Raw genomic sequence first — 15731 nt, forward strand, 5'->3', positions numbered from 1 at the left:
TTTGATTAAGCCCTTGACCGATTAGTATCCGTCAGCTCCATGTGTCGCCACACTTCCACCTCGGACCTATCAACCTGATCATCTTTCAGGGGTCTTATGGTATAAACCAAGGGAAATCTCATCTTGAGGGGGGCTTCATGCTTAGATGCTTTCAGCACTTATCCCTTCCGCACATAGCTACCCAGCTATGCCTCTGGCGAGACAACTGGTACACCAGCGGTGCGTCCATCCCGGTCCTCTCGTACTAAGGACAGCTCCTCTCAAATTTCCTGCGCCCGCGACGGATAGGGACCGAACTGTCTCACGACGTTCTGAACCCAGCTCGCGTACCGCTTTAATGGGCGAACAGCCCAACCCTTGGGACCGACTACAGCCCCAGGATGCGATGAGCCGACATCGAGGTGCCAAACCTCCCCGTCGATGTGAACTCTTGGGGGAGATAAGCCTGTTATCCCCGGGGTAGCTTTTATCCGTTGAGCGATGGCCCTTCCATGCGGAACCACCGGATCACTAAGCCCGACTTTCGTCCCTGCTCGACTTGTAGGTCTCGCAGTCAAGCTCCCTTGTGCCTTTACACTCTGCGAATGATTTCCAACCATTCTGAGGGAACCTTTGGGCGCCTCCGTTACTCTTTAGGAGGCGACCGCCCCAGTCAAACTGCCTGCCTGACACTGTCTCCCACCCGGATCACGGGTGCGGGTTAGAATGTCAGTACAGCAAGGGTAGTATCCCACCGATGCCTCCACAGAAGCTGGCGCTCCTGCTTCGACGGCTCCTACCTATCCTGTACAAGCTGCACCAACATTCCATATCAGGCTGCAGTAAAGCTCCACGGGGTCTTTCCGTCCTGTCGCGGGTAACCTGCATCTTCACAGGTACTATAATTTCACCGAGTCTCTCGTTGAGACAGTGCCCAGATCGTTGCGCCTTTCGTGCGGGTCGGAACTTACCCGACAAGGAATTTCGCTACCTTAGGACCGTTATAGTTACGGCCGCCGTTTACTGGGGCTTCAATTCGTACCTTCGGCTTGCGCCTAAGCACTCCTCTTAACCTTCCAGCACCGGGCAGGCGTCAGCCCCTATACTTCGCCTTGCGGCTTCGCAGAGACCTGTGTTTTTGCTAAACAGTCGCCTGGGCCTATTCACTGCGGCTCTCTCGGGCTTTCACCCAAAAGAGCACCCCTTCTCCCGAAGTTACGGGGTCATTTTGCCGAGTTCCTTAACGAGAGTTCTCTCGATCACCTTAGGATTCTCTCCTCGCCTACCTGTGTCGGTTTGCGGTACGGGCACCTCCCGCCTCGCTAGAGGCTTTTCTTGGCAGTGTGGAATCAGGAACTTCGGTACTATATTTCCCTCGCCATCACCGCTCCGCTTTAAAGAGAAGGATTTGCCTCCTCTTCAGCCTAACGGCTTGGACGCGCATATCCAGCAGCGCGCTTACCCTATCCTCCTGCGTCCCCCCATTACTCAAACGGCGGGGAGGTGGTACAGGAATATCGACCTGTTATCCATCGCCTACGCTTTTCAGCCTCGGCTTAGGTCCCGACTAACCCTGAGCGGACGAGCCTTCCTCAGGAAACCTTAGGCATTCGGTGGAAGGGATTCTCACCCTTCTTTCGCTACTCATACCGGCATTCTCACTTCCAAGCGCTCCACCAGTCCTTCCGGTCTGGCTTCACAGCCCTTGGAACGCTCTCCTACCACTGACACCTACGGTGTCAGTCCGCAGCTTCGGTGATCCGTTTAGCCCCGATACATTTTCGGCGCAGAGTCACTCGACCAGTGAGCTATTACGCACTCTTTAAATGGTGGCTGCTTCTAAGCCAACATCCTGGTTGTCTAAGCAACTCCACATCCTTTTCCACTTAACGGATACTTGGGGACCTTAGCTGGCGGTCTGGGCTGTTTCCCTCTCGACTACGGATCTTATCACTCGCAGTCTGACTCCTGAGAATCAAGTCTTTGGCATTCGGAGTTTGTCTGAATTCGGTAACCCGATGAGGGCCCCTCGTCCAAACAGTGCTCTACCTCCAAGACTCTTTCTCAAGGCTAGCCCTAAAGCTATTTCGGAGAGAACCAGCTATCTCCAGGTTCGATTGGAATTTCACCGCTACCCACACCTCATCCCCGCACTTTTCAACGTACGTGGGTTCGGGCCTCCAGTAAGTGTTACCTTACCTTCACCCTGGACATGGGTAGATCACCTGGTTTCGGGTCTACGACCTCATACTGACAATTTTTCCCGAAGGAAAATATTGCTATACGCCCTATTCAGACTCGCTTTCGCTGCGGCTCCGTCTCTTCAACTTAACCTTGCATGAAATCGTAACTCGCCGGTTCATTCTACAAAAGGCACGCCATCACACAGCGTTTTCCCATAGGGAAATACGCATCCATGCTTTGNAGGCTCACACGATGTGAGTCATGCCGACGTTGCCACAGGACGTGGCGCTTCTTAGTCGGCCTTCCTTATATCCTTAGAAAGGAGGTGATCCAGCCGCACCTTCCGATACGGCTACCTTGTTACGACTTCACCCCAATCATCTGTCCCACCTTCGGCGGCTGGCTCCTAGTACTTAACTTAGCTTCCTACGATATTAATAAGAGGCTAAGTTAAGTACCAGGTTACCCCACCGACTTCGGGTGTTACAAACTCTCGTGGTGTGACGGGCGGTGTGTACAAGGCCCGGGAACGTATTCACCGCGGCATGCTGATCCGCGATTACTAGCGATTCCGGCTTCATGTAGGCNCCAAAATTAAAGTTTATAAGAACAAAATTATAATGAAATTTGTTATCTAGTTTTCAAGGAACAAAATCACTAACCCGATCAAAAATACGATAGATTAGTGTTTTAAAGTCTGTGAAAAGGTGAGCTTAAATCACCTTAATTGAATAATGCTACTAAAACATCATTTGAGAGCAGATTAATTCTCTCAAAACTAAACAAAAATAGAAACGTCTTTTTTAATATTGACTTGCAGTCAATATATTATCGTGTCTAGCTCCAGACGGCAGCGACTAGCAAACTTCTACGCTTCTTCCTACGATAAGTCAACATCGGCTCATTCTTCGCCGTGTTTCCTTTATCTCGTCAGAATCTAGGAAGTTTGTACGTCGCTAAACGCCGTCTTCCGCTTTTAGGCTCACACGATGTGAGTCATGCCGACGTTGCCACAGGACGTGGCGCTTCTTAGTCGGCCTTCCTTATATCCTTAGAAAGGAGGTGATCCAGCCGCACCTTCCGATACGGCTACCTTGTTACGACTTCACCCCAATCATCTGTCCCACCTTCGGCGGCTGGCTCCTAGTACTTAACTTAGCTTCCTACGATATTAATAAGAGGCTAAGTTAAGTACCAGGTTACCCCACCGACTTCGGGTGTTACAAACTCTCGTGGTGTGACGGGCGGTGTGTACAAGGCCCGGGAACGTATTCACCGCGGCATGCTGATCCGCGATTACTAGCGATTCCGGCTTCATGTAGGCGAGTTGCAGCCTACAATCCGAACTGAGAATGGTTTTAAGGGATTGGCTAAACCTCGCGGTCTCGCAACCCTCTGTACCATCCATTGTAGCACGTGTGTAGCCCAGGTCATAAGGGGCATGATGATTTGACGTCATCCCCACCTTCCTCCGGTTTGTCACCGGCAGTCAAATTAGAGTGCCCAACTAAATGCTGGCAACTAATTTCAAGGGTTGCGCTCGTTGCGGGACTTAACCCAACATCTCACGACACGAGCTGACGACAACCATGCACCACCTGTCACCGCTGTCCCCGAAGGGAAAGGCCTGTCTCCAGACCGGTCAGCGGGATGTCAAGACCTGGTAAGGTTCTTCGCGTTGCTTCGAATTAAACCACATGCTCCACCGCTTGTGCGGGCCCCCGTCAATTCCTTTGAGTTTCAGCCTTGCGGCCGTACTCCCCAGGCGGAGTGCTTAATGCGTTTGCTGCAGCACTAAAGGGCGGAAACCCTCTAACACTTAGCACTCATCGTTTACGGCGTGGACTACCAGGGTATCTAATCCTGTTCGCTCCCCACGCTTTCGCGCCTCAGCGTCAGTTACAGACCAAAGAGCCGCCTTCGCCACTGGTGTTCCTCCACATCTCTACGCATTTCACCGCTACACGTGGAATTCCGCTCTTCTCTTCTGCACTCAAGTCCCCCAGTTTCCAATGACCGCTCACGGTTGAGCCGCGAGATTTCACATCAGACTTAAGAGACCGCCTGCGCGCGCTTTACGCCCAATAATTCCGGACAACGCTTGCCACCTACGTATTACCGCGGCTGCTGGCACGTAGTTAGCCGTGGCTTTCTGGTCAGGTACCGTCAAGGTACCGTCAGTTAAACGGTACTTGTTCTTCCCTGATAACAGAGTTTTACGATCCGAAAACCTTCTTCACTCACGCGGCGTTGCTCCGTCAGACTTTCGTCCATTGCGGAAGATTCCCTACTGCTGCCTCCCGTAGGAGTCTGGGCCGTGTCTCAGTCCCAGTGTGGCCGATCACCCTCTCAGGTCGGCTACGCATCGTCGCCTTGGTGAGCCGTTACCTCACCAACTAGCTAATGCGCCGCGGGCCCATCTGTAAGTGACAGCATAACCGTCTTTCAACCTTTCTCCATGTGAAGAAAGAAATTATCCGGTATTAGCTCACGTTTCCGCGAGTTATCCCAGTCTTACAGGCAGGTTGCCCACGTGTTACTCACCCGTCCGCCGCTAACTTCAGGGAGCAAGCTCCCATCCATTCGCTCGACTTGCATGTATTAGGCACGCCGCCAGCGTTCGTCCTGAGCCAGGATCAAACTCTCATTTAAAGTTTGTTTAGCTCATATAAAGCTGGCGATGATCAAATGATCATCTATTTATTATTGACGTTCGTTTCGTTCAGTTTTCAAAGATCAAACTTGCTTGCTTCTTAACAGCGACTTTATTATCATACAACTTTCAGTCTGGAAAGTCAAGAAGTTTTTTATCTTTTTTTTCGACCGCCGAACTTAACGTCAGCAGCGACGTTTATTACTATAACAAGTTTATTAGAATTGGTCAATACCTTTTTTCAAAAAAAGGTAAACTATTTCTTGAAATAAAATCTATCGCTTAGTCCCAGTGTGTTTATAGGAACTTCGACTACTGTAATAAAGTCTTTATCGATTAGGTATTCCACTAGTAGATCTAAATCAACACCATAATAATGAAGTTCAGGATGAGATTTCAACTCACCAATCGACCATTGGGTTTGCATTTCTAAAGTTTCCAAAAGATGCCCAGCACCAATTTTCGTTCTAGAAAAGATTAAAAATTCACTAGCTATAAAAAGTAAGTCTAATCTTTTTTCAATAGATTCCTCGCTGTTAACGAGTTCCTCATATAACTTGTAGATTTCTGGATCCATCTGCTTAACCTGACTCCATACCGTTAATTCAGGATAAAAGCCCTTTTCGATAATGGCTAGACGAGCTAGATGGTGTAAACAATGAATCATATGATTATATGCATCTAAAAATTGGCCCGTTTCAAAAAACGATTTCCCGTTTAAATATCTACGGATAAGCTTTGCAAACTCGACTCCTATTTTCAATTTACGATCATAAAATGGAAAGTCTCGTAACTCATTTCTTAAATTTAATACAAACTCGTTCTTATCAAATAAAACTTCACCTTCATGTATCCATTCTATAATTTTGTTATTCGATCCAAAAAGAATCCATTCTTTTATTTGCTGTTCTGTTACATTATGAAGAGCGATTCTTTTATCATTATATTGATAATGCATAATAGATGTCGAATCAGTTCGTTGACGTACTATAACAAGCAAGATGAAATCAAACGTATTTGTCGAAGGGGATAGTTGCTGTTTCTTTTCAATTACTAAAATACCTAATGTGTTTTCACTATCTTCTTTTTCTACACAGATGCTTTTGAGGATTTCTTCCATGGCAATTCCTCCAATTCCTTATTACCCTTTTCTTTCGACAGTAATTCGAAATCTCCTTCTTCCTTTCTCCACATACGTTATTTAACGGAATATATAGTAGGAAGTTTTTCTTCCATATGATATATTTACTTTCAGGAGGGCTCACTATGGCAAAAAAATATTCAAGTAAAATAAATAAGATCCGGTCCTTTGCTCTTGGTTTAATCTTTGCTGGGTTTATTATTATGTATGGGGGAATATTCTTCAAAAATCATCCTATTGTTATGACGATTTTTATGATTTTAGGAGTATTAGCTATTCTTTCTAGTACATTAGTTTATTTTTGGATTGGAATGCTTTCAACAAAGGCAGTACAAGTAATTTGTCCAAATTGTAACAAACCTACTAAAGTGTTAGGTAAAGTAGATATGTGCATGTATTGTAGGGAACCACTTACCTTGGATCCAAATCTTGAAGGCAAGGAATTTGATGAAAAATACAATCGCAAGAAAAATCTTTAAAAAATTTCGCTTTTTTAAATTTATTGATATATGTTATAATTACTATATCAAAAAGGGAACGATGCTGAGCAAGTTTAAAATATGCTTCCGAATTCCTTTTCGGTCAAGTGCAATGTTGCTCTGCATCGTCATTCTCAAAAATAGATTAAATGGTGGTTAACTATGAATATCTTAAACAGCAGGTTATATACTATTTTGGAAACGGTGTCTTTTTTCTTTTTATTAAATATCCTTTGGTTCGTCATGTGTCTGCCGATCATTACTATCTTTCCAGCTACTGCTGCTATGTTCGGGGTGATCAGACAATATGTTATTAAAAAGGATTCAGCTGTCTTCCTTCCCTTTTTTCGCTTTTTCAAGGAAAATTTCAAACAAAGTTTTTTACTTGGCATTCTAGTCTCTATCTTTGGTTACATCCTTTATATTGACTTTATGCTGATCGGTACTTTAGGGAAAGTCATGCAAAACCTACTGCTAGCCTCGTTGTTTTTAATTGCATCCATTGGGTTACTAACTTCTATATATATTTTCCCAATGATGGTTCACTATAAGTTAACATTATGGAGAGTAGTAAAAAACTCCTTCTTTTTTGCTATTAAGTATTTTCCATCAACACTCTTATCTATTATTTTATTAGTATTAATGTTTGTTTTCCTAAACTATTTACCTGTAACATTTCTATTAATCTTTAGTTTTGTTGCTTATCTAGTCTTTATGATCTGTTATAGCCGATTCTACAAAGAAGAAGAGGTCATTAAGGCGAGTAATCTGGAACAAGCTTAATTTAAAATGGCAAACTGCTGTTATAAGCAGTTTGCCATTTTTGAATAAAGTAAAATAGCCTATAAAAGTTAGGCTATTTTTAATGTGTTTCTTTATTTCCGCAATCAGGACATACACCATAAATTTCCATGCGATGGTGGCCAACTTGGAATCCCGTTACATGGGCTGCCAACTGTTCAACTTCATCTAAGCCTGGATAATGAAAGTCAACAATCTTCCCACAGTTCTCGCAAATAATGTGATAATGGTCTGATGTCACAAAATCAAATCTGCTAGAAGCATCACCATAGGTAAGTTCCTTTACTAAGCCCACTTCCCGAAAAACGCGTAAATTATTATAAACAGTTGCAACACTCATGTTCGGAAATTTATCTTCGAGTGATTTATAAATATCGTCTGCAGTTGGATGTGACATACTCTGAACTAAATACTCCAAAATCGCATGACGTTGGGGTGTAATTCGAACTCCTGTCTGCTTCAATGTTTGAATCGCATCTTTTAATTGATGTTCTGACACCGCCATGCACCTCTTTTCTAACATAAAATTGATTATCTATTTATAATTCTTATAAATAGTGTACTAAAAAATGGGTTTAGCTGTCAATCTTGTCTCCTTCATGCAGATTTACTTCTTCTTCTCCTAATATATGATGGACATATCGTGCTACGACAAATAAAAGGTCAGAAAGTCGATTTAGATAAGATAAAACAAGTGGATTATTTGTTTCAAGACCAACTACGATTCTTTCCACTCTGCGCACAACCGTTCTCGCTACGTGAAATGCAGCTCCAGCAGGATGTCCACCAGGAAGAATAAAATTCTGCAATGGTGTAAGCTGTTCATCTAAACGATCAATTGCTTCTTCTAATAGCTTTACATCACTTTCTTTTAATTTCCATTTCACTTCTTTATCATTAGGAGTAGACAATTCTGCCCCTACNCGAAACCGTCTTTTAACCTTTCCCCATGCAGAGAAAGAAGTTATCCGGTATTAGCTCCGGTTTCCCGAAGTTATCCCAGTCTTACAGGCAGGTTGCCCACGTGTTACTCACCCGTCCGCCGCTAACTTGCGGGAGCAAGCTCCCACAAGTCCGCTCGACTTGCATGTATTAGGCACGCCGCCAGCGTTCGTCCTGAGCCAGGATCAAACTCTCATTTAAAGTTTGTTTAGCTCATATAAAGCTGACGATGATCATTAGATCATCTTTATATTACTGACGTTTCTATTTTGTTTAGTTTTCAAAGAACTAATTTGAAGCAGGCAATTAATATACCATTCAACGATGTGTTTGTCAATTATTTTTCTGAAATAATTTCCGTCGTCGAAGTGACAAATAATATAATACCACTTTTAGTTGATCATTGTCAACAAAAAAAATCAACGCTGATCTATTTTAAAATTTAAAACCTATTATTTTTCAAACACGTTCCATATATTACTCCTATATGAACCTCCCGCCACTTAAAACATTCCGTTTTTGAAGTGGGGGTTTCCTAACAAATTAATAAGAAACGCTCCAACAAAGAAGTGGTTGGCACTCTCTTTTTACGAGTTCTCGTAGGAGTCGTTTTCATCAACTACATTAGGCAACCACTTATCTGCAGATAAGCAGGGTCGGAACTGACCATCTACTACTTCCTGCCATTAGGCAATCCGTAGATACTTTGTGTTTTTCAGGCTAAAATCGAGCGCTCTGATTTCACCGTAAAAGGTTTTGGCGAAGAAATTAGATGCCCCGTGAATATCTCGATGATTCGAATATCCGCAAGTACATGTATAGATTCTCGAAGATACTTTTCGTCTCTTCGGACAACAAGGACATTGTTGCGTTGTAAAGCGTTCATCATATTTGTCGATTGAAATTCCTTTTGCTTCTAGTTTATAGGTAAGGTAGGCATAGACTTTTCCGAAAGACCAATTGGATAGTTTCTGATTGGTTGTTCTGCGACGAACCCTTTTCTTTTTACGGCGGGATGTGTTGCGCTGAACCCCGTCTACACAGCCAAAAGCCACTTCTTTCACTTCATTTTCCATGCACCAATCGGCAAATTGCTTTGTTGTTTTGTGAAGGGCATCTTGGAGTTGTCGATTGCTTTTTGAGAGAACATAACGTTTCGCTCGGTTGTATTTTTTCCACTGTTTGGAGCCTTTTGTGCACTTGCTCATTTTCCGTTGCAGTTCTGCTAGCTTTTTATTACGCAGACGATGAATGGAACGGATTTTACGCCCTGTGATAATAATGTTTTCACCATTCTCTGCGACTGCCGCTATCGTGTGAACTTCTCCAACATCTATAGCCGAACGGTTCAAGAAGGTATTTTCTTTCACTTCTTGTCCATCTTCATAGGCGATGGACAATTGCAGTTGCCGGTCAAAAATCAGTTCGATTTCTTTGATTTCACCTTCCGGTAATTCTTTTATCCAAAGAATGAGTGGTGCTTGTCTTTTTCCTTCAAAGTCACCCATTGATAATTGGATTTTTCCATTTTCAAAGACTTTGAAACCGTTGTTGGCCCATTTCGTATTGAAATGTTTTTTCCGTTTGTACGGATATTTATTTTTATGACCAGCTTTCCGAGCCTTTCGTGCCGCATCACGTGCAAACAGATATTTATGGCAAACAGCCTGTACGGATTGGGAATGAAGGGGGAAAATCCCCTTTGTCCCTTTCTGCAGCGCACTCTTGGTGATCCATTTTCCCGTTTTCAAATGGGTTTCTTTCGCAAGTTCCAGACAGCGGTTCCAAACTTCGCCCGAAATCCGGTTACACTGGAATAGACGATCAACAGTTTCCTTGCTGGCTCGAAACGGGGTCTTCATACAGCGAATCATGTCGATCCCTCCATGTGATGATATACTTCATTATATCACAAGTAGGAAACGAATGTTCGCATAAATAAAAATATAAGAGCAAGCACTCATCTCCCACCTACATCTATCAGATGTTGAGGAAGGAGACTTCTGCCCAGAGCAGTTAAAACTAAAGTCAATTATTATTCTAGAGTATTCTTCGAACGTTTTCCCTTATACAAGCTTATGGGCATACCATTTCTTTCCCTTGAATCTCCAAGTGAAGATAATTCCCCTAGCGCCCCATTCAATAATCATAGCCACCCATACTCCTATTATTCCAAATCCTAATGTAATACCTAAAATATACCCTAGTACAACTCGTAACAACCACATACTTAATAATGACGCGACTGAAGTAAAGGTTGAATCTCCTGCTGCACGTAATGCGGATGGCATAACAAAACTTAGTGACCATAATAAAGGTTGTGTAATAGCTGAAATTAACATAAGTGTAAAAATGGTCGGTATAATTTCCTCAGGTGGATTGAACATTTTAATAATTAATGGGAAAAGTGGTAATAAAATTACAGCCGAAACGATAAAGAATATCGAGGATAGTCCAATCAGCGATTTTGTAAGTTTCTTAGCATCTTTTATATTTCTTTTCCCTATACATTGGCCAACAACTGTAATAATGGAGATACTAATGGCATTTGGACCAATTTGAAACAGAAGTGCTATTGAATTTGAGATAGCATAAACAGTCATTGCCAGTGTTCCTAACTGAACAATAAATGTTTGTGTTAGCAGCTTTCCTCCATTAAAAAACAATTGTTCCGCTGCAAATGGTATGCCAATATACATAACTTTTCTTAGAATGGCAAAATCCAAATGCAAAGCTTCTTTTATCTTGAAATGAATGGTTTCATTGTATTTAATGATATAAATTATAGCAGCGATTACCCCTAAAACTCTTGCCGTTATAACAGATAGAACAAGTCCAGTAATTCCCATATTGAAAATCGTAATGAATAAAACATTAAGACCCGTATTCGTCAAGTTCATAAATAATGATAAATTCAATACAGGCTTTGTTTCGCCTATCCCTCTTAAGGCTCCGGTTACTGCTTGAAAGATTGCAATGAGCGGATAGGAAATACAACTACCTATTAAATAGATTTTGGCATTAGACAACACATCAGCTTCTGCCTGACCGAATAATAGTTTTAAGACAGGATCATGAAATATAATAACGAATAAACTAAGTGTTACAGAGAAAATAGTGCACGCAGATATCGCTTGTGTGGCTGTTTTCGCTACCATATTTGTTTGTCCGCTACCTTTAAATTGGGCAACAATAACAGTACCACCTGTTGCAACGGCTATAAATACATTAACTAGAAAGATGTTCAAAGAGTCTACCATACTGACCGCACTGACAGCAGAAACTCCGGCAGAACTAATCATAGCTGTGTTTAAAAGGCTCATTAAAATTAAAAAAGCTTGGTCCACAAGGATTGGCGCTGTAATACCGGTAATTTGCTTGTAGTCCATCAAGTCTCCGGTCAAATATTTATTTAACCAAAAGAATACTTTTTGTTGTACTTTACTGTTTGTTTTATTCAATTTGAACACTTCTTTAATGTATTTTTTCTATACCAGTTGCGTTTAATCGAATTAATTATACCATGACTACTAGCAAAGAATGAAAACAGATATCTTAATTTTTTTAATCTATAGATTGCACATTTCACCTTATTTTATAAAAATACCTTTCCTATTAGACCACAAATTACTCCAAGGAATACTACTGATAAGGCGACAAAAAGTAATACTTTTTTAGGAAATGATTTAGCAACCATCAATAATGAGGGTAAACTAATTGCAGGCAATGTAATTAACAATGCAGCTGCTGGCCCACTCCCAAGGCCAATAGACATAAACGTTTGGATTATCGGAATTTCAGCAGCAGTTGGAATGACAAATAACATTCCGGCAAAAGCCAAAATAAGAATCGCTAAAATGCTATCTGCTGTTGCATCACTGAATTGCGGAAATAACCAGATACGTCCCGCACCAAGAAGCAATACCGACAATACATAAGCTGGCACAACATAAAGTAGCATTCCTAGCAAATTTTTCAACCATCTTACTATAAAGGGACCTTCAGGTGTTTCTTCCGGAATAATTTGGTCAACATCCAAAGTTTGACTTTTCTTTACAAATCGATTTGCTAAAAAACTAACTCCAAACGTTAAAGCAATGCCAAATATGAGGCGCAGTACTGTAAACTTCCACGATAATACAAATGTCATAAATATGAGAGTTGCTGGGTTTATCATTGGATTTCCAATCCAAAAGGCTAAAGCTGCACCAACTGAAACATTTTTCTTCCGAAGTCCAACAGCCATTGGAGCCGCACAACAGGTGCACATCATCCCTGGTACGGAAGCAATTCCAGCAAGAGCTGTACTTCCAAATGATGCTTTCCCTAATAGTTTAAGGAGCCATTGTGTTGGTAACAATACTTGGATTAAAGACCCTAGCAGAATTCCAAGCAGTGCGGCTTTCCAGACAGATTGAAAGTAAACGAACGCATAATCTAAAGCAGATTGCCAGGATGGTTTCACATTCGATAGATCGCCTAAAATAGAAGAGCCTACTGAATGTGTATCTTTAGCTAAAATTGCCTTATTAAAATAGGGCCACCATTTTATATACAATAATCCAGTAACAGTGATTAATATGAATAGAACGACAAGCAAAATTGCCTTTTTATGAAAAAAGTTTCCCTCTCGTGATGTGTGATCTAGCTGCAACTTTAATCCCTCCTATTTTCCAACACGATATTATAACACGGTTTTATCGACATGTTTATTTTTTTGATGCCTAAAATGCACTTGCAAAAATTACCTTTCGAATATACTTCTATCATATGAAAAAAAGTTGATAAAATAGAATAGAGCCGTCCCAAGTACTTAATGTCTTGTCGGACGGCCGTGATGCCTAAAATATCTATTGTCTATGTCGATGAATAACTTCAACTCCACCTGTGGCTGATATAACACTGCCTGTGATCATATCAGAATCTTCTTCACAAATAAACCCGATCAATCTAGCAATGTCTTCTCCCGTACCTGAACGCCCAATTGGAGTATCGGAATTCTTTATTTTCCTCGCAAATTCTATATCGGATTCCTTCATTTCACCTTCTATATCTCCAGGGCAAATCATATTGGCTGTTATCCCAAAATTTGCTTCCTCTATTGCTATCGTCTTTGTTAATGATACAAGCCCAACTTTTGCCGCACTATAAGCTGACCGATAAATCCATGCAGGGCTTTGATCAGCATCCTGGAATCCATACGTAACGATTCTGCCAAATTGCTGCTGTCTCATAATCGGAATAATCAATTTTGAAAAATGAAAAACCGCACTTAAATTTCCTTCAATCATTTCATACCATTCGTAATCTTCATAATCAACAAGCTTTTTTCTGACGAAAATATAAGGACCAGCATTATTGATAAAATAATCAATCCGACCAAAACTAACCATAGTCTGTTCAACAATCTTTTGAATATCAGCCTTTTTGGTAATATCTCCTCTTATAAACAAAATTCGATCTTCATATAATTTCCATTCATCCATTAATTCCTGTACTCGTGCAAAATCGCTGCGATAATTTATAGTAACAGAACACCCATTTTGCAAAAAATGTTCTGTTACCTTCCTACCAATCCCCTTTGAACCAGCTGTTATAATTGCATGCCTCATTAAATCACCCATTTTTTATAGTGTCTTTTTAATAGCATAAACTGGCTGAGTATTCCTCGCTGATTGATGTTGCGCTTTATTACCGTAATTCATGTATATTGCTTTATTTGCCAAGTAGAGACAAAAATTCCATTCGCTTGTCCGAATGATCGGCAAAAACTCCACTCGTTGCAGTAGTCGTAGTCATTGCATCTGATTTTCTAACTCCTCTACCGCACATGCACATATGTTTTGCTTCGATTACGACCATCACACCCTCAGGGTTGAGCATTTCATCTATTGCCCCAACAATTTGATTCGTCAATCTTTCTTGTACTTGAAAACGTTTGGCATACCCTTCTACTGTACGTGCAATTTTAGATAGACCTGTGATTTTTTCACCTGGAATATAAGCAACGTGTGCTTCACCAAAAAACGGTGCAAAATGATGTTCGCACATAGAATGAAATTCAATATTTTTCACCATAATTAACCCTTTGTGCTGTACATCAAATACCTTTTGCAAATGAATCCTTGGATCCTCCTTATAACCCTCTGTATATTCAAGAAATGATTTTAATACTCGATATGGCGTTTCTTGCAATCCTTCCCGTTCAGGATTGTCTCCACATACTTGGATTAAATCACTAACAGCTGCCATAAAATTTTCCGTTTGTTGAACCTTGTAATCAATATCTTCTTGTCCCTCAAAACGGTCATATAATTTTTGAATTATAAATTGTTTTTTTTCAGAAGGCATAACCTTACCTCTTTTCTATTTATATGAAGAATATATTTATGTTGTAGTTAAATTATAATTACTATTAATTAATATTTAATATAATAGATGACACTCAATACAAAAGTCAATTGTATTAAAGAAAGCAATTTTTGTAAAAATAACTGTTTACCTATATTACCCATTTAGGATGTATGGATTCTCATTTAAAATCGCCTCAGTTGTGTTCCATAGTTTTGGTAAAAAATCAATAACATGTTCACCACGTAATATAAGGTCATTGGTAGAATAGACCCCAATATCACTCATAACTGCTTCAAAAGTTGGAGTGTGATCAAGTTGGAGATTAGGGGCATCGCAAGCCAATATTTTATGGCAACGCGCAAAAGTTGCTATAATCCAAAACATGGCTTCACGATGATAGCCTGATCGGATCAAATTTAGACTCCCATCTATAGCAATAGGGCGAGATATTTGCGCAATATCAGTGCTGAAAAAGAATGGCGTTTTGGCTACAGAGGCAGCTGCATCAAAAGTAAGCGCGAGCTGTTCTAAGTGGTTCTCCACTTGTTGAGGTGTAAATTGAACACAGCCAAGCAGTGTCAGTAATTCTTCATAAATGTCAGTATACCCGTATTCCATTAAAACCTCTCGAGCAGCGAGATACCTTAATCTTACGGTAGGATTTCGCAGTGCAGCAACAAGGATAACGTGTGTCGTTACGCCTGATGGGAATAACCATGAAGTAACTTGATCGTGCCAAGGTACAGCAGGATCAATAGATTGTAATCCATTCTCAACTTTTTTCCGAGCATTTTCACAGCGGCGACGCACCCAACTTCTTTTAGAAAATTGGCTGCTAACTTCTTTTTGTAACTTATGTAAATGACCTGTTGGATCCACTATAATCGTGTCTAATCGAAAACTGCCAGCCAAATGATAAGCAGTTAAAACATGTTCTGCTGATTGAAGTTCCTTCCAAGCTATATATGTAATCTCAATCAAAACACCTTTATAAATTAATTTTCCAAGTTTAAGTGGCACCTCCTCCTCATCAGTAACGATAACAATGTCAATGTCAGATGAAATGGGTAATTCTTCATCTACTTGCATGCCTGTTGTCGAACCACTAAAATAAGCTCCTCGAAACCACGGCTTTTGACTAACGTGCAACACTACCCATTCAACAGCTATCTTTTTCGCTTTTCCAACTTTCATAGAC

The 15731-nt window shown here is 41.1% G+C and carries 11 protein-coding genes, 2 rRNA genes and 1 other annotated feature; of the genes, 2 read left to right on the forward strand and 11 right to left on the reverse strand.

Going from position 1 to position 15731, the window contains the following annotated elements:
• Position 1: 1 nt before the first annotated feature.
• The 3 genes from BN1243_RS21365 to BN1243_RS08635 form a co-directional block, all read right to left on the reverse strand.
• Positions 2-2461, reverse strand: a 23S ribosomal RNA gene (locus tag BN1243_RS21365).
• Between the two features lie 757 nt (positions 2462-3218).
• A 16S ribosomal RNA gene (locus BN1243_RS08630) occupies positions 3219-4815 on the reverse strand.
• The 16S and 23S rRNA genes sit together here, the layout of an rRNA operon.
• A 257-nt stretch (positions 4816-5072) precedes the next feature.
• On the reverse strand, positions 5073-5936 hold the full coding sequence (locus BN1243_RS08635) for a nucleotidyltransferase-like protein (protein WP_062105437.1): 864 nt from the start codon (positions 5934-5936) through the stop codon (positions 5073-5075).
• A gap of 146 nt (positions 5937-6082) precedes the next feature.
• On the opposite strand from BN1243_RS08635, the gene BN1243_RS08640 reads away from it, so the two are divergent.
• A complete protein-coding gene (locus BN1243_RS08640) occupies positions 6083-6436 on the forward strand; it encodes a YgzB family protein (protein WP_062105438.1) in 354 nt (117 codons plus the stop codon).
• Between the two features lie 162 nt (positions 6437-6598).
• Positions 6599-7219 (forward strand): YesL family protein, encoded by a 621-nt coding sequence (locus BN1243_RS08645; RefSeq protein ID WP_062105439.1) that lies wholly within the window; start codon positions 6599-6601, stop codon positions 7217-7219.
• Between the two features lie 79 nt (positions 7220-7298).
• Here BN1243_RS08645 and perR read toward each other — a convergent pair whose 3' ends face one another.
• The 8 genes from perR to BN1243_RS08685 all read right to left on the reverse strand — a co-directional run bounded on the left by perR (position 7299) and on the right by BN1243_RS08685 (position 15727).
• Positions 7299-7736: a peroxide-responsive transcriptional repressor PerR gene (gene perR, locus BN1243_RS08650; RefSeq protein WP_154669812.1), complete on the reverse strand. Its 438-nt coding sequence runs from the start codon at positions 7734-7736 to the stop codon at positions 7299-7301.
• 76 nt (positions 7737-7812) lie between these two features.
• Positions 7813-8046, reverse strand: coding sequence for an ATP:cob(I)alamin adenosyltransferase (locus tag BN1243_RS21660; RefSeq protein ID WP_195892094.1), 234 nt, complete (start codon positions 8044-8046; stop codon positions 7813-7815).
• Positions 8038-8333: a sequence feature (16S ribosomal RNA rRNA prediction is too short), on the reverse strand. (Overlaps the previous gene by 9 nt.)
• Positions 8334-8865: 532 nt before the next feature.
• Positions 8866-10053, reverse strand: a complete 1188-nt coding sequence (locus BN1243_RS08660; RefSeq protein WP_062105973.1) for an RNA-guided endonuclease InsQ/TnpB family protein — start codon at positions 10051-10053, stop codon at positions 8866-8868.
• A gap of 192 nt (positions 10054-10245) precedes the next feature.
• Complete coding sequence (locus tag BN1243_RS08665) at positions 10246-11568, reverse strand: MATE family efflux transporter (protein ID WP_084782334.1); 1323 nt, start codon at positions 11566-11568, stop codon at positions 10246-10248.
• A gap of 206 nt (positions 11569-11774) precedes the next feature.
• Entirely contained in the window at positions 11775-12833 is a 1059-nt protein-coding gene (locus BN1243_RS08670; RefSeq protein ID WP_062105981.1) for a permease, read from the reverse strand.
• A gap of 196 nt (positions 12834-13029) precedes the next feature.
• Positions 13030-13791: an SDR family oxidoreductase gene (locus tag BN1243_RS08675; RefSeq protein ID WP_062105982.1), complete on the reverse strand. Its 762-nt coding sequence runs from the start codon at positions 13789-13791 to the stop codon at positions 13030-13032.
• Between the two features lie 103 nt (positions 13792-13894).
• Positions 13895-14530: a GTP cyclohydrolase I FolE gene (gene folE, locus BN1243_RS08680; protein WP_062105984.1), complete on the reverse strand. Its 636-nt coding sequence runs from the start codon at positions 14528-14530 to the stop codon at positions 13895-13897.
• 156 nt (positions 14531-14686) lie between these two features.
• Positions 14687-15727, reverse strand: coding sequence for a hypothetical protein (locus BN1243_RS08685; protein WP_062105986.1), 1041 nt, complete (start codon positions 15725-15727; stop codon positions 14687-14689).
• Positions 15728-15731: the final 4 nt, after the last annotated feature.

Source organism: Bacillus niameyensis (assembly GCF_001375535.1).
Taxonomy (GTDB): domain Bacteria; phylum Bacillota; class Bacilli; order Bacillales; family Bacillaceae_C; genus Lederbergia; species Lederbergia niameyensis.

Bases quoted from the DNA above. Each gene is read 5' to 3' on its own strand.
- BN1243_RS08645 (WP_062105439.1), top strand. From the start codon at position 6,599: ATGAATATCTTAAACAGCAGGTTATATACTATTTTGGAAACGGTGTCT.
- BN1243_RS08665 (WP_084782334.1), bottom strand. From the start codon at position 11,568: ATGGACTACAAGCAAATTACCGGTATTACAGCGCCAATCCTTGTGGAC.
- BN1243_RS08635 (WP_062105437.1), bottom strand. From the start codon at position 5,936: ATGGAAGAAATCCTCAAAAGCATCTGTGTAGAAAAAGAAGATAGTGAA.
- BN1243_RS08685 (WP_062105986.1), bottom strand. From the start codon at position 15,727: ATGAAAGTTGGAAAAGCGAAAAAGATAGCTGTTGAATGGGTAGTGTTG.
- BN1243_RS08640 (WP_062105438.1), top strand. From the start codon at position 6,083: ATGGCAAAAAAATATTCAAGTAAAATAAATAAGATCCGGTCCTTTGCT.
- folE (WP_062105984.1), bottom strand. From the start codon at position 14,530: ATGCCTTCTGAAAAAAAACAATTTATAATTCAAAAATTATATGACCGT.
- BN1243_RS08675 (WP_062105982.1), bottom strand. From the start codon at position 13,791: ATGAGGCATGCAATTATAACAGCTGGTTCAAAGGGGATTGGTAGGAAG.
- BN1243_RS08660 (WP_062105973.1), bottom strand. From the start codon at position 10,053: ATGATTCGCTGTATGAAGACCCCGTTTCGAGCCAGCAAGGAAACTGTT.